Annotated in this window: 12 protein-coding genes and 1 other annotated feature (1 of these 13 cut by a window edge); of the genes, 3 read left to right on the forward strand and 9 right to left on the reverse strand. The window is 39.3% G+C overall.

Features of this window, described 5'->3' with window-relative positions; translation table 11 throughout:
* Nucleotides 1-5, reverse strand: a sequence feature (sodium ion sensor (DUF1646 type); this cis-regulatory element may regulate processes involved in with the transportation of sodium ions) (it extends 43 nt beyond the left edge of the window).
* A gap of 218 nt (nucleotides 6-223) precedes the next feature.
* Nucleotides 224-943, forward strand: a complete 720-nt coding sequence (locus IGJ39_RS10145) for a gamma-glutamyl-gamma-aminobutyrate hydrolase family protein (protein WP_438764597.1) — start codon at nucleotides 224-226, stop codon at nucleotides 941-943.
* 96 nt (nucleotides 944-1,039) lie between these two features.
* On the opposite strand, the gene IGJ39_RS10150 is transcribed toward IGJ39_RS10145, so the two are convergent.
* The 8 genes from IGJ39_RS10150 to zapA all read right to left on the reverse strand — a co-directional run bounded on the left by IGJ39_RS10150 (nucleotide 1,040) and on the right by zapA (nucleotide 11,416).
* Complete coding sequence (locus IGJ39_RS10150) at nucleotides 1,040-2,938, reverse strand: fructose-1,6-bisphosphatase (RefSeq protein ID WP_438764599.1); 1,899 nt, start codon at nucleotides 2,936-2,938, stop codon at nucleotides 1,040-1,042.
* Between the two features lie 253 nt (nucleotides 2,939-3,191).
* On the reverse strand, nucleotides 3,192-4,454 hold the full coding sequence (locus IGJ39_RS10155) for an ABC transporter permease (protein WP_010734838.1): 1,263 nt from the start codon (nucleotides 4,452-4,454) through the stop codon (nucleotides 3,192-3,194).
* Nucleotides 4,447-5,346 carry an ABC transporter ATP-binding protein gene (locus tag IGJ39_RS10160; protein ID WP_010734837.1) on the reverse strand — a complete coding sequence of 300 codons (900 nt, stop codon included), beginning with the start codon at nucleotides 5,344-5,346 and terminating at the stop codon, nucleotides 4,447-4,449. Before IGJ39_RS10160 ends, IGJ39_RS10155 begins: the two co-directional genes overlap by 8 nt.
* Nucleotides 5,347-5,488: 142 nt before the next feature.
* Nucleotides 5,489-7,267 (reverse strand): excinuclease ABC subunit UvrC, encoded by a 1,779-nt coding sequence (gene uvrC, locus IGJ39_RS10165; RefSeq protein WP_019722435.1) that lies wholly within the window; start codon nucleotides 7,265-7,267, stop codon nucleotides 5,489-5,491.
* 266 nt (nucleotides 7,268-7,533) lie between these two features.
* Nucleotides 7,534-7,848: a thioredoxin gene (trxA, locus tag IGJ39_RS10170; RefSeq protein ID WP_010734835.1), complete on the reverse strand. Its 315-nt coding sequence runs from the start codon at nucleotides 7,846-7,848 to the stop codon at nucleotides 7,534-7,536.
* Nucleotides 7,849-7,933: 85 nt separating this feature from the next.
* Nucleotides 7,934-10,294: an endonuclease MutS2 gene (locus tag IGJ39_RS10175; RefSeq protein WP_438764602.1), complete on the reverse strand. Its 2,361-nt coding sequence runs from the start codon at nucleotides 10,292-10,294 to the stop codon at nucleotides 7,934-7,936.
* A 109-nt stretch (nucleotides 10,295-10,403) separates the two neighbouring features.
* On the reverse strand, nucleotides 10,404-10,952 hold the full coding sequence (locus IGJ39_RS10180; protein ID WP_065095683.1) for a CvpA family protein: 549 nt from the start codon (nucleotides 10,950-10,952) through the stop codon (nucleotides 10,404-10,406).
* A 29-nt stretch (nucleotides 10,953-10,981) separates the two neighbouring features.
* A complete protein-coding gene (gene zapA / locus IGJ39_RS10185) occupies nucleotides 10,982-11,416 on the reverse strand; it encodes a cell division protein ZapA (protein WP_010734832.1) in 435 nt (144 codons plus the stop codon).
* Between the two features lie 205 nt (nucleotides 11,417-11,621).
* Here zapA and rnhC point away from each other — a divergent pair, with 205 nt between their 5' ends.
* Both rnhC and IGJ39_RS10195 read left to right on the forward strand, forming a co-directional pair.
* The gene (rnhC, locus tag IGJ39_RS10190) at nucleotides 11,622-12,536 is read left to right on the forward strand and encodes a ribonuclease HIII (protein ID WP_065095682.1); all 915 of its coding nucleotides are present in this window, start codon (nucleotides 11,622-11,624) and stop codon (nucleotides 12,534-12,536) included.
* 82 nt (nucleotides 12,537-12,618) lie between these two features.
* Nucleotides 12,619-13,518 (forward strand): N-acetylmuramoyl-L-alanine amidase, encoded by a 900-nt coding sequence (locus IGJ39_RS10195; RefSeq protein ID WP_065095681.1) that lies wholly within the window; start codon nucleotides 12,619-12,621, stop codon nucleotides 13,516-13,518.
* A 127-nt stretch (nucleotides 13,519-13,645) separates the two neighbouring features.
* Here the strand turns inward: IGJ39_RS10195 and IGJ39_RS10200 are convergent, their stop codons facing one another.
* Complete coding sequence (locus IGJ39_RS10200) at nucleotides 13,646-15,928, reverse strand: glycosyl hydrolase family 18 protein (RefSeq protein ID WP_438764605.1); 2,283 nt, start codon at nucleotides 15,926-15,928, stop codon at nucleotides 13,646-13,648.
* Nucleotides 15,929-16,057 lie beyond the last annotated feature (129 nt).

Genomic DNA, 16,057 nt, shown 5'->3' on the forward strand with positions numbered 1-16,057 from the left:
CAACCATTTATATATTTCTTACTTACAAGTATAACAAATTCAGGTAAAATTTCAACTAACAGATCTCTTTTTCCTTTCAGAAAGTTCACAACTGACAGTAAATGAGCAACTTTAGATAAACATTCTACCTATTATATAATTACGTACGTTTTCCAAAACAAATATTTTAATTTTTTTTAAACTATTGCTAAAATAGAGATAGTTTATGAATGGAGGAAATCGTATGCATCAAAAAATTGGTATCGCGGCCAATCAATTACTGCGGGCTACAGAAACATTTCAAGGAAATCAAGTCACTTACACCCCGCAAGGTTTTGTTAATGCGGTACAGCAAGCAGGGGGCTTGCCTTTGCTTCTCCCTATTTCTTCCACAGAAAGCGCTCGTGACTACATTCAGCTCGTCGATAAGCTACTCCTTGCTGGTGGTCAGGATGTCAGTCCTTCGCTCTACAACGAAGCGCCTCACCCTAAATTGACAGAAACAAACCTGAATCGGGATCTATTTGAACAGGCGTTGATCAATGAAGCATTAAAACAAAATAAACCGATCTTAGCTGTGTGTCGTGGGATGCAATTATTGAATGTAACGTTAGGGGGGAATCTTTACCAAGACCTTACGTTATATCCAAATTGGTCAGTGAAACATGAACAACAACCAACTCCCCCACAATTTGCTACGCATGAAATCACCGTCGAACCAGATAGTATCCTCCACGAAGTATTACCTACTTCTTATTTTGTAAATTCTTATCATCACCAAGCAATCAGGGATCTTGCTCCCACACTAAAAGCAACAGCGTATTCTCCTGATGGATTGGTGGAAGCTGTTGAAAGTAAAAGACCCGACCAACGAATACTTGGTGTTCAATGGCATCCTGAGCTTATTCACCAAAAAAATCCACTCGATCAAAAATTATTTGATTATTTTGTACAATCGTTATGATCGTTACAAACGAAATGAAAAGCCCGTCTAGCAGGAACATGTTGTTTCGGCTAGACGGGCTTTCATTCATTTTATGCAAGGAACATCGATCTGCAGTTAACTTCTACGATACTCAAGCAGCTGTTTCAATTGCTCGATTTGTCGCTGCAATTCGCTCCCTTTTGTCGTATCACGATTTAATTTTCGTGGCAACTGTTGATCAATGACCTTTTTGACTTCTGCCAAGCCATTGGCTGTTTCAAATTGTTCCTCGATGCCTAAAAATGGGTAGTGGGTCACGATTTGAAAGCCATAAGAGTTACATAGCAACGAATACCCTGCAATACCCGTTGTTCGTTGATAGGCCTTTGATAAACCACCGTCAATCACGAAAACTGTTCCGTCCGCTTTGATTGGTGACTCCCCTTTTTTCACTTTGACTGGTGTATGTCCATTGATGATCACTGAACCATAGACAGGTACACCGAACTCACGCCTTACTTTTTGACTCAACCATTCTTTGTCTCGTAATCGATAGTAAGCATTGCTGACTTCCACATGCGTTTCTTTTTCTGCTAAATAATAACGCTCAAACGTAGCCATCTTACTTTTACCAAACAACGGCGAGTATGGCCCACTCCATGCGTACCAAATCAAATCAGTCGCTAGGTCTTCTGTTTTCTTCAGTGATTTAGCACTTTCACGAATCTGTTCTTCAAAAAATGCCATCAATTGCTTTCCTTGATACGTCTCACTCCCAAGTTTAAAACTTAGAAACTCACCATGTTCATCTACCGGCATACAGCCATGAAACAAGATACTTTGGTTCGTGACAAGATACATCCTACCTTTTTCTAAAAGGAAATCCATATGTTTTTGCATTCGGAGTGAATGTTGAAAAGAATACAGCAACATATCGATCACTCGTCGTTCGTCTGCCGTTAAACGATCCGGTTCCTGCGCAGAAATCGTCTGGAAACATGGGTGATGGATCTTGTACTTTTGACCATCCAGAAACAACTCATTTTTTTCATAATCGATATTCGCTAACATATCCCGATCCGCCATCTCAAATTCTGGCCGTCGTTTCAGTAATTGCGATTCTAGTTTGAATTGCATGATCGCAAGCGCTTGATGGATTTTTTCCATCTCTTCTCTTTCGCGTTCCGTTGCGTCTTGGCTATTCTTAGGTGTAAACAAAGGGTTTGTCTGATAAGTTTCTGTCGCAAACGAACAAAGGGAACGCAGATTCAACGCGTACTCTTTTTCCAACTCGAATAAATAATTATACCGCGCAGCGATACGCAATAAGGTCAACAAACAAGTTTCCGAGCCACAATATGCCCCCAGCCATAAAATATCATGGTTGCCCCATTGGATATCGATTGAATGGATCTCCATCAAGCGGTCCATCACTTTGGCGGCTTGTGTCCCCCGATCAAAGATGTCTCCGACCACGTGAACATGATCGATCACCATTCGTTGAATCGTCTGCGCTAACTTTTTTAAAAAGCGCTCTTCTTCATTCATCTCAAGCAACTGATCAACGATTTTACTCACATAAGATTTTTTCCCTTGCACACGATCATCGACATACAATAATTCCTCAATGATATAACTATATTCTTTAGGCAAGGCTTTTCTTACTTTTGATCTCGTATACTTAACAGAAGTGAATCGCAATAACTCGATCAATTGATGGATCAACGTTGTTTTGTCTTGTTTTTTGTACCAGTCAGTCGCTAATGCGTATTCCGGATATGCAACAAAAATCGTTAATCGTTTCATCTCTTCTTCACTTAAACATTCTTGAAATAAATCTTTGATTTTCTCTCGTAGATTCCCTGAACCATTTCTCAATATATGATCAAATGCTGGAAACTCTCCATGGATATCACTTAAAAATAATTCGGTTCCTTTTGGTAGTTGTAGGATTGCTTCTAAGTTGATGATCTCCGTAATGACTTCTTCTTTTGTTGGGAATTTTTCTGACAATAATTCTAAATATTGATCCATCCAAACGCCTCCAAAATTGGTATACCTAAAATTATAGGACACACAATGGATATTTACAACAAAATTACTTTACTAAATCAAAAATAGGTACATATAAAATCGTGGATTTTTCAAATCAAACAAAAGCACTCTAGGTATACGTCTAAAAGCAACTCTTATGAAAATAAGCCGAGACACCCGAAAATTGTTCTTCAACTTTCGGGTGTCTCAGCTTATTTCTCATCATTGAATATTTCTGTTACAACTTCAACATTTATTTCTTTTTGCGTTCATTTCTCATGATTGAAATCGATTGTTTCAATGACGTCCAAATACCACCTTCACTGTAAACAAGCACGTTTGATTTGTACATATTTGCGGACATGAACATCAATACGAATGTGATGATCACTAGGACGATCAAAGAAATCAATACGCCACTTATTTCAACCGTTTCATTTGCCAAGCGGATCGGCATGATATATGAAGATAGGAATGGAATGTATGAAGTGATGCGGATCACGATATTATTCGGATCAGATGCACCAAGGATCAATCCTAGCATATAACCACCTAAAGAAAGGTACGTCACTGGTAAAATCGCTTTTGCTGTATCTTCGGCTTTGTTGACTAGTGAGCCACATAAGGCAGCTAACACGGCGTAGATCAAGATCCCAAAGAACATAAATAGTAAAGAGTACCATAAGAATGGCCCGAAAATACTATCCAAAGAAATCCCATCCAGTACACTTTTAACGATTTCCATATCTTTGAACTGATTGAATCCTACTGCAAAGATGATACCGTATAAAGCCATTTGAGTGACTGCCACTAGCAGAACTCCTGTTAGTTTTCCATAAAAATGTTTTTGTGCAGTGGTACTAGACAAGATCACTTCCATGATTCTTGTCCCTTTTTCTGAAGCAATCTCTTGCGCGATGATCTGTGCATACGTCAAGATGATGATGAATAGAATGATCGTTGCGACATAACTGACTGCATATTGAACAGCTGAGTTATCTTCTCCTATCGTCATTTCACCATTGGCGTCAAAACTGACTTTTTGTCGTGAAAATCCAGCCGGTTGACTTAATGCAGCCACTTCTTCAGGAGAGATCCCTAAGCTACTTGCCCGCATCATCGACTGTAAACCAGTCAACTGCTGTTGAATCAACAGTTGTGTTGCTTGGCCTAATGAGTTTTCACTAAATAATTCTCCGGATACTTCTCCATTATCTGTCGTGACTACCATGTACGCATCGATCTTTTCGTCAGATAACTTACTTTTGGCTTCATCCTCCGATGAAAAAGCTTCAAAGTGGAAATCCCCCATATCGGATTGACTCAAATAATCAGTGATTTGTTGGTCTTCAGCAATCACACCGATTTTATCTGTTTCACTGTTTTGTTGAGCAAAATTACCTGCTAAGTAAATCACACCCATCAAGACAAACGGGACTAATATCATAATAATAAAAGAAATCGATTTGACATTTTTCAAATAGACATCTTTTGTGATGATCCAAAATTTACCCATGTAGTTCACCTGCTTTCATCTTGAAGATTTCTTCTAAAGTAGGCGGTTGTTGATTGAACATTGGAATATAGCCAAATTGTGTCGCACGGGTAAAAATTTCTTTCCCTACATCTGGATGATCCAACGTGATTTCCAACGATTGATCCTCACGAAGAACCACTTTTTGGACCCCAGCGATTTCCTCTACTTCTTGTTGTGACAATCCAGACTCCAAAAATAGCTTTGTTCTGCCAAATGCTTCTCGAATCTCGTGGACTTTCCCATCTAGTACCATCTCCCCATTTCGAAGCATGATCAAGTGGTCACAAATCTTTTCAACATTATCCATGTTGTGACTAGAAAAAATGACACATGAGCCGTTTTTCTTCAATTCGATGATTCCGTCTTTGAGTAGCTCAGCATTCACTGGGTCCAACCCACTAAAAGGTTCATCTAAAATAATCAACTTGGGTTCGTGGATCAGTGTTGCAATCAGTTGTACCTTTTGTTGATTTCCTTTTGACAAGGACTTAACTTTATCTGTTTTTTTCCCTTTTACTTGAAATTTCTCCATCCAAAAATCGATCTTAGGTTCAATTTCTTTTTTTGTTTTTCCCCGTAATGCGGCAAAATAGATCAACTGTTCTTGGATCGATACCTTGGGATAAAGCCCTCGTTCTTCCGGTAAATACCCAATGATGTCATAATCTTTTTCACTCAAATGATGGCCGTTCCATAGTACTTCTCCTTGATCTTGCGTCAAAAAATCTAAAATCAAACGAAAAGTCGTTGTTTTTCCTGCCCCGTTTTGCCCAATCAATCCCATGATTTTCCCATCAGGTATTTGAAAAGAAACATGATCAACAGCTGTATAACTGCCAAATGTCTTAACCAAATCCTTTACTTCTAGCATTTTCTCACTCCTTCATCCTAAATTCCTCTATCCTTTACTGTACGATATAAAATAACTTATACATAAGAACTTATGTTATTGTTTTTTATTGTACATATGAAAATGATAGGACACTTTACAGGTTTTGTAAAGCGCCCTCAGTTCAATTTTTATGCAGTTTATCGAAAACATTTTGTGCGACATTTTTTGGTAGACCAACTTCTTGTAACTCCTCAATTGACGCAGCGGTGATGTTTTTTAACGATTTGAACTCTTTCAACAACATTTTTTTCCGTTTTGGCCCTAACCCTTCAATTTCATCTAAGCGCGACGCAAAACTATTTTTACTACGTAACTGACGATGAAACGTGATTGCAAAGCGATGGACTTCGTCTTGGATACGTTGCAATAAAAAGAATTCTGGTGAATTTCGTTCAAGCGGAACAACTTCTAATTCATTTCCAAATAACAACTCATTGGTTTTATGCTTATCATTTTTAGCCATCCCAGCGACAGGGATATCGATACCTAATTGATTTTCTAATACATCCTTTGCTACATCGACTTGCCCTTTCCCCCCATCGATTAAAATCAGATCAGGCAAGGGCAGTTCTTCTCGTATCACACGTGCGTAGCGACGGTAGATGACTTCTCGCATCGAAGCATAGTCGTCTGGTCCAACGACCGTTTTGATTTTGTATTTACGGTATTCTTTTTTTGCTGGTTTTCCATCGATGAATACCACCATCGCCGCTACTGGATCGGTTCCCATGATATTAGAGTTATCAAAAGACTCGATCCGAATGGGTGCTGGAATGTTCATCGCATTACCAAGGCGCTCGATCGCTCCGATCGTTCGTTCTTGTTTCCTCACGATCAAATCAAAGCGTTCGTTCAATGCCACCCTTGCATTTTTATTGGCTAGTTCGACTAATTTTTTCTTCTCACCACGTTTGGGCTGGATGACTTTTGTCGATAATAACGCCTCAACACTCGGTTGATCGATCGTATCAGGGATCACCACTTCTTTTGGAATGAAATGTTCATTTTCTTGATAAAACTGTCCGATATAGGTTAAGAAATCCTCTTCTGCTTCATTATAAAAAGGAATGATCGATACATCTCGTTCAATCAGCTTTCCTTGACGTACAAAGAATACTTGGACACACATCCAGCCTTTATCAATGGCATAACCAAACACATCTCGATCAATCAAATCAGTGTTTGTCATTTTTTGTCTTGTCATGATCGTTTCAATAGCTCTGATTTGATCACGATACTCTGCTGCTTTTTCAAATTCCATATTTTCTGCAGCCTTAGCCATTTTCTCTTTGATCTCAGCTTCGATCGTCTCATGACCACCATTCAAAAAGCGTTTGACTTCGTTCACGATACTTGTATATTCCGCTGGATCTACATCAAAATAGTAGGGACATAAGCATTGACCTAAATGGTAATAAAGACAAGGTTCTTTTGTCTGACTTGGTTTACACTTCCGTAAAGGGAATAAACGATCTAAAATCTTTTTTGTTTCATTCGCAGCCCCAACATCCGGGTAAGGCCCAAAATAAAAGGCTTTGTCTTTTAATACTTTACGAGTGATCACCAAACGAGGATATTTTTCATTCGTGATTTTTAAAAAAGGATAAGTTTTATCATCCTTTAACATGATATTGTATTTTGGATCATTCTTTTTAATCAGATTGATTTCTAGCAGTAATGCTTCAATGTTGGATTCTGTCACAATGTACTCAAAGTCCTCGATCTCACTGACTAATCGCTCCGTTTTCGTGTTATGACTTCCAGTAAAATAGGAACGCACGCGATTTTTCAAGACTTTGGCTTTTCCCACATAAATGATCGTGCCGTTTTTGTCTTTCATCAAATAGCAGCCAGGCTGATCAGGAAGTAATGCAAGTTTATTTTTTATTCGTTCATTCATGGTGACTGCTCCTTTATATTTCTGATATCGCTATTATAACAGAGGTTGAGAGAGAAGTATCAAGCGAAGAGACATAAGAAAAATTTTGCGCAGTTCATTGTATAAATTTTTAAGTAGCTTGTCTCCAAAAATAGATACTATTCTCTTCATCTATGACTTTTTTGTTCCACTTCTCTGTTCAGTTTCACGACTTGATTAGTCGCAAAAAAACCGAGACAGCAATCCATATGATTGTTGTCTCAGTCTGATGTGTTAGTTACTTAATCTTATAAGTGTTGGGCAATCATTTGACGTAATTGATCTTTTGATTGAACACCGATTGCTTTTTCTACTACTTCGCCGTCTTTTTTCAAAAGTAATGTTGGAATACTCATGATCCCAAATTGTTGTGGTGTTTCAGGATTTTCATCAACATCCATCTTCACGATTCTGAATTCGTCTTCGTCATATTCTTCTTCTAACTGGTCTAAAATTGGCGCTTGCATTCGACAAGGTCCACACCAAGTTGCCCAAAAGTCGATTAAAACTAACCCTTTATCTGTTTCTTCGTTGAATGTTGCATCTGTAATTACTTGAGCCATATCAAAGACCTCCATTTATTAGTCTACTCTAAGTATAGCACTATTGGTACCTAGATTCGAGCTATTTGCTTACCTTTAGTAAGCTTTATTTAAATTTAACAATTGTCGCACCATTGCCCCCTTGATTTCCAGGAGCAAAATCGAAGCTCTTGACGCTACGATGATTTTTTAAATAATCGGTGATCCCGGTTCTTAGTGCGCCTGTGCCTTTTCCATGAACGATCGTCACTTGAGGGTAGCCAGCCAAAATTGCCGCATCTAAATATAGATCGACTTCATTTAATGCTTCTTCATAACGTTTCCCTCGAAGATCCAGCTGGTTGGAGACGGTGGAGTGAGCATCTGAGCGAACCGTATGGATCACACGTTGCTGTGGTTCTTTTTGGGGAGCGATCGGTGTCAATTCACTTTCCGAAACGTTCATCTTCAAGATACCGATCTCCACTTGCCATTGGTTGCCATTTTTGCGCAACAATGTTCCACGTTGCCCATAAGTCGTCACGAGTACTTCGTCACCTGGTTTCAATGTTTTCTGTTCTTTCGCTTTTCTCAAGACTTTATTTTTCTTTAATTGTTCTTCTTGATGCAAGTTGGCTAACTGTGATTTGGCATCGATCAATTGATGCTCTTTGACCGTACCTTGCCCCACTTGTTTTTGTAAATTGCGAATATCTGCGATGATTTTTTCTGCCTTTTCTTCTGCTTCAGAAACAAGTGCATTGGCTTTTTGTTTGGCTTTCGCCATTTCTTGTTCGCGCTCTTCAAAGAAATAGCTATAAGCTTCTTTCAAATCATTGTACAGACGTTGCGCTTCATCGACATAATGACGCATCTCTAAATACTCTGTTTCTGCCATTTTTCGACGATTCTCTAAATCAGTGATCATTTCGTTCAAGTCTTGACTTTCATCGTTCATCAATTGCTTGGCTTCATCAATGACTTGGTTGTCTAATCCTAAACGACTTGAAATCTCAAAGGCATTACTTCTACCTGGCACGCCGATCAACAAGCGGTAAGTGGGGCTAAGGGTGTCAACGTTGAATTCCATACTCGCATTGATGGTATTCGAACGATTGTAGCCGTAGACTTTCAGTTCCGGATAATGTGTTGTTGCCATCACATAGGCAGATTTCTTTCCTAGATCATCTAAAATAGCAATGGCTAGCGCTGCTCCTTCTTGAGGATCAGTCCCCGCACCTAGTTCGTCAAATAAAACTAAGCTTTTTTCATTGACTTTGGAAAGGATATCCACGGTATTTGTCATATGTGAGGAGAAGGTCGATAAACTTTGCTCAATCGATTGTTCATCTCCGATATCAGCAAAAATATCTTCAAAGATCCCGATCTGACTTTCTTCATCCGCCGGGATCGGTAACCCTGCTTGCCCCATCAATTGCAATAAGCCTAATGTTTTCAACGTGATGGTTTTCCCACCAGTATTTGGTCCAGTAATGACGATTGCTTGATAGTTTTCCCCAATCGAAATATCATTTGGCACGACTTTTTCTTGATCGATCAATGGATGTCTGGCTTGCTTCAAATCAACAATGTTTTCTGTACTGATCGTCGGTACGATTGCCTTTAGTTCTTTCCCAAAGCGTGCTTTCGCATTCATCAAGTCCATTTTTCCAATGACATACGCATTGTGGATGATTTCTTGGCGATGAGGAACTAACTCCGCCGACAACTCACTTAGAATACGTTGGATCTCATTGCGTTCGGCAATTTGATATTGACGCAAGCGATTGTTCAATTCCACGACTTGTTTTGGTTCAACGAATAGTGTTTGTCCCGAAGAACTTTGATCATGGACGACTCCGCCAAACACACCACGATATTCTTGTTTTACTGGAATAACATAGCGGTCGTTTCTCATCGTAATGATGGCATCGCTTAGGTATTTGGTATTTTTCCCACGAACGATCCCATCTAATTGTTCTCTGACTGCTTGTTCGCTTCTACGGATATTATGGCGGATCGTCTTCAACTCTGGAGAGGCATCATCCGTCACTCGCCCATCATCATCGATTGCTTCTTTCAAACGACGGCTCAAGGATGGGATAGCGACTAATTGATCTGTCCAAAAATAAAGACGCGCAAATTCAATCTCGCTATCTGCTAAATCATCAATAAAACGTCGCAACTCACTAGTAGTAGATAAGACACGAGAAACTTGTGCTAACTCGACCCCATTCAGATCCGCACCGATTTCGATCCGTTTCATATGCGGACGGATATTCTCTAATTTGGGGATTGGGATACCGCCACGCAATCGTTGGACTTTTAGACCATCTTCTGTTTCTTCCAACCAATATCTGATCGTCTCTGCTTCATTCACTGGCACAAGCTGGGCTAATTCTTCTTGCCCTTGTGCTGTGATCACAAACTGTCGTACTTGTTGTTTTACTTTTTCAAACTCTAATGTTTCTAGAATGCGTTTGTTCATTTTTTTCACCTTACTTTCACTAAAAAAGAGGCCGATAGATGGCTAAGCAGTCTTCAAGACTAACCAACATCTTCATAGCCTCTGTCATTGACAAAAAATCATCTCTTACTTAGTTAATCACTTGTGTCACCCATAGATCATATATTTTATTTGCTAAAATAGGTGTTCGTTCAACCATAAATGTTGCAAGATTATTGCCACTAAATTGGTTTTGGATAAATCCCACCGGAATAAACGTCAGTAAACGTAAAACTAGAACCAAGGAAATATAGGTGATGATCACGGATAAAATCCCGCCAGCCACCCAGTCTAATTGCTTTAGTACAGGAATAAACGTCAACCCATGAGCGAATACCCCAATGAATCGTGTGACTAGCCAACCAATAAATAAAATGATCAAGAAAGCCACCCCTGCATAAAATGCTTCATCTAATTTAAATGAAAAAGCTTGATCAAAAAAAACTAAGTTAGAATTGGCTGTTACCGCAGGATAAGGAATATATAATTGCAGATGATTGGCTAATGTTTTGTAATAGGTTTGTGCTGCTAGAAATGAGACAAAATAGCCAACCAGATAAATCCCCTGTAGCGCAAAACCACGACTGGCTCCAGAAAAAAATGCAATCAGCAAAATAAATAAAATCAAAAGACTAAGCATACATTCTTCCTTTCTCTTCTATAATAATATCAATTTGAAGATCTTTGTTTGATTTGACCTTTTCGTTTTTCATTTAGAATCTGTTGTGCTTCCACATGATTTTTGATCTCATGGTCACTTCCATTTTCTTTCAATACTGCTCGTGCTTCGTTTTCAATCGCTTCGATTCGTTTGATCCGATTTTCCATTTCTGTGAATCTCACCATTTTTTGTTTCAGTTCTGTGACTTCTTTTATTAAATTCAAATTTTTTTCCTGTCTTTTCAATTGATCGGAAAATGCATTGACTGCTAATAAAATAGCTGCTTGTTCATTGTCTAATTGAGGGGACAATTCTTTCAGTTCAGCTAATTGTTCATTGATTAATTTTGTGACCATATCCATATGCTGTTTTGATTCTTGCCCGATAATAGTATACGTTTGGTCCGCAATCACCGCTTTATAGCGTGTTTTTTCATGTGCCATATGAATCTGTCTCCTCCTATTGCCAAAAATATTAACTAGTGTACCATATAGTTAAGCAATTAACCGTACACGAAAAACTTCATTATAAATACTTTACTATTATATGATAAACTTTGCAAAAATGCTATGTGTGCATTGATTTCAAATCAGCTGGATCTAGTCAAATACAACTTTTCTTACGACTGGATCGCAACAGGAGGAAAACATGAGTAACATTATCTTAAAAGTAACGACAAATCAAATGAATAAGATGAAAGAGGCGTATCGCCCATTTCTAGTACAAAAACCGATTCCATATACTCTTTTTTCAGCAAAAAAAAATGGCACAACGATCACTGCCTATACTTCTGGAAAAGTGATGTTTCAAGGCACCGGCGCCGAACAAGAAGCAGCAAAATGGGGAAATCCACTTACAGCAAAAAAAGCGACACAAACTAATTCTTCTTCCTTACCCAAAGATCTACAAACACTATCTGTTTTAGGGAGTGACGAAGTCGGCAACGGTAGTTACTTTGGCCCACTGACTGTTTGTGCTGCCTATGTCGATCAAACACAATTGAAAGAATTACGCACGTTAGGCGTCAAAGATTCAAAAGAATTAAAAGATGGACAAATCATTCAATTAGCCAAAGTATTAAAGGAAACGATCCCATATCAATTACTGGTCTTGCCACCAAAAAAATACAATGAGATCCAACCTACGTATAATGCAGTGAGAATGAAGGTCGCTTTACACAATCAAGCTATCCACTTATTGTTACAAAAAATAGCACCAGTCAAGCCGGATGCTATTTTGATCGACCAGTTCACACCGGAAGCCAACTTTAAAAAATACGCGCGTTTAGAAAAAAATCAACTCACCGAAAAACTCTACTTTGTTACAAAAGGTGAACAATATCATTTAGCTGTTGCTGCCGCTTCGATCATTAGTCGCGCAAGCTTTTTAGAAGAGTTGAACAAAGAATCTGCTGAACTTGGTCTCACGCTTCCTTCTGGTGCAGGTACAAAATCCGACCAAGTCGCTGCAACGATTTTAAAAAAAGGTGGCGAAGCCTTGTTAGCAAACTATGCAAAATTGCATTTTGCGAATACAGAAAAAGCCAAAAAATTAGTCAACTAACTATCCGTTTTAGCTTGTTCCGCTTTTCTTTAAGTTCGATTTAAGTTTTGTTGTTTATCCTCATGTTCAAGAGGTGAAAACGATGAAAAAAATGCGAATTATTATTATTTTATGTATAATCGGGATCATTGCCCTTTTCAAATTTGGTCTTAGCAATCAAGAAACAAATGCGAGACAACAGACAAGTAACAGTGTCTCTAGCATCATAACAACTGATTCTTCTTCAGAGACCCTCATAAAAATCGGAAAAGAAGATGCCACATTGTATGCAGATTCGTCATTAAGTGAACCGCTTATTTCCGTCAACGCTGGTGAACTGGTTACGCTTCTTTCAACTACAGCCAACGCCTACAAAATTACCACGAATGATGGTGAAACGGGCTATTTATCACTTACGGACGGCTCATCACTGACTCGCTCGACACAAGAGCTACCGAGTGACCTATCAGAAGCAGTGATCGTACTAGATCCTGGACACGGAGGCGACGATACAGGCGCGCTTAGCACAGATGGACATACAGAAGAAAAAACAGTGACACTCGCTGCCGCAAAACAGTTACAAACGAGTTTAGAAGCCGCTGGCGCAACGGTTTATTTGACACATGAAACAGATGACTACATTTCTTTAGATGACATCTGTTCATTTAGCGAAGAAAAAGCCGCTGACCTTTTTATCAGCTTACATGCTGATTCGACTGAATCGCCCAATGAAGCAACTGGTACCACCACTTATTATTATTACAATAGAGACCAACGTCTAGCGGAAACTGTTTCTGATGAACTGGCGGATCTGCCCATTACATCTCGTGGAACTGCTACAGGGAACTATCAGGTGTTAAGAGAAAACCTTCAGCCATCCCTCTTGATCGAAATGGGCTATATGAATAATGACGAAGATTTAGCTACATTGGCTACCGTTAACTATCAACAACAGTTGGCGCAATCGATCACACAAGCGCTACTCACTTATTTCAATCAGTAATTTTTTTCTAGACGCAAGAACCTCGTTAGGTATTGATGTTTCATCAAGCCCAACGAGGTTCTTCAATTTCATCAGCAACCAGTTGTCAGTAAATGGTCACCCCTGAATCTGTTTATATTTAAACGATCTAATTGATCAATTCCCATGGTCCCCATTGTTGAGTTCCAGGTTCATCGCCTTGTGTCCACCATTTTGCCTGATACGTATTGCCTAGATGAGTGACTCTATCTCCCATAAGATAGACTGTTCCTGAATCCCATGCCGCATATCCAGGCACACTGTCTTCCAAGGTTTGAACGATCACTGATTGACTAGCAGCCGAAACATTGCTTGACGCATCGAATGCTTTGACAGTATACGTATACTCTGTATCAGGTGTTAATCCCGTATCTGTAAATGTTGGTGTTCTTGGTTGTCCGACTAATTGTCCATCACGGTAAACATAGTAACCTGCTACTCGCTGATTATCGGTCGAAGCCATCCAGTTCAATGTCACTTCTGTTGCAGTGATCGTTGTCGCTGCAACATTTGTTGGAATCGACGGTGCCTCAACATCTGATGGGTCTGGCTCTTCTGTACCAAAGATCACTTGGTGATTGATTTCAATGCCTTCAGTCCCAATTCGTTGACTTAAAGTGATCGTATCAATATGATCAACCAAAACCTGTGACGTATCAGATTGTAATCGGAAATCATAAGAATCCCCAGGCGCAATCTCTCTGCCATCATAAACGGAAGATAGATCAACTGTCACTGTGCCATTATCCATAGAAACAGTTCCAGCTTTATAGTTTCCTGCACTTAATGTTTCATTGCTATTCAAGTCGATCGTAAATTTAGGCAACTTGACTGTTTTCTGTGCAGCCTCAACAGCGCTTAATACAGTAGATGATTCTGTCAATGTTTCATTATTTGTCACTGTGATTTCGTACCCGCTTACATTATTCTCTGTATAAGGGGTGATATCCACAGAGATGTCTAATGGTGTACTAACGATTTCGTGCTGCGGTAATGGCGTATTCCCAAATAATCCTTCTTTGATCGCGTTCGTCAGTTCGTCACGTTTTGTACTTGTCGTTTCCTTGTCTTGTGATTGCATCCAAGAAATCACACCGCCTAATTGTTCTTCCTGTACATATTGTGTTTTATAACCGATCGAGCGTACGTTATCAAAACTGAAAAATTCGCCAGTTTCTGTACTATACATGTAAGGGGCCTTCGCTACATCATCCCAGTATTCAGTCAATCCACTCGTTGCACTGATCAAATCTGGAATATTTCGATAAGGCCAGACACCACCGGCTCTACCACCATCCCCTACAACTAATGGACTTTTGTTTTTCGCCCCGTATGTTGCCGATAGGTCAGCATTTCGATTACTCTGTTCAGCCGTTTGGAACAATCCCGGTAGTAACGGATCATTGCCTTCTGCCACTTCATGCCAACCACGAGTATAAAAAGCTGCCCCAATCACGATTTTTTCAGCTGGCGCACCTTCATCCCTTAAAAACTGAACCGTTTGATCTACCGAAAGTCCTTGGTCATAATTAGGATCAGCAGGATTCCCATAAAGCGCTGTATGATGTCCACTGCGGTCTCCCCAACCACCGTTCATATCATAGGTCATGATATTTGCAAAATCAACAACTTCAAATAAACCATCAATGTCTATCCCTGAAGATAATTTACTTTGAGATGCAGGTAGCGCAACTGATAATTCATAGGTCTTTCCTAGTTCTTCGCCTTGTTCATCAATCGACTCACGAATCTCATTTAGCAAAATGATATAGTTTTCTTTATCTTCAGGTACTGCATATGGCGTTCCTTCATCATTGACATTATCTACCAAGTCAGGTTGTCGAACATCTGCAGGATACTCCCAATCGACATCAACAAAATCCATATTCGTATATTTGATGAATCGGGTGACGTTTTCCACTAGATTTTGTCGTTTCACTGGATCAGCCGCTACTTCAGAAAAATCACCTGATTTAGACCAGCCCCCCAAAGAGACACCAATTTTCATATTGGGATTTTTCCCACGTAGATCTTGGATCGCATTCAAGATACCCGAGCTTGCTGAATTCCATTGAACCCCTGTTTGTCCTACAGGCGCACCAACAGCAGCATCCGTATCTGTAAATTCTAAATCGCCATTACTATCAAAATCTAAAAAGGCAAAATTCAAATGAGTGATTTGATCAGCTGGAATATCTTTAGGATAGAAATTTCCTTCTCCACCCCAAATCGACCAATCGCCATAGTACATGACATTGCGATAAGGCGCGACCTGAGTTTCCCGCACCTCTTCAGCATGAACCTCTGGTGACTCATTAAATGCTGGTAAAGTCATTGAAACAATCGAAGAAAATAACAAAGCAACTAAACTAATACTCTTAATTCTTTTCATATCAATCTCATCTCCTTTTTTTTATCAGTTTATTTACGGAAAAACACGCGCGTCCAAATCACAGGTTAAAAAGTTATTTTATCACTCCTCTAAAATTAGAAATCAACTAAAATTCAATTAGAAACGTCT

Origin of the sequence: Enterococcus sp. AZ140, assembly GCF_051714405.1 — a bacterium.
Classification (GTDB): Bacteria; Bacillota; Bacilli; order Lactobacillales; family Enterococcaceae; genus Enterococcus_B; species Enterococcus_B pernyi.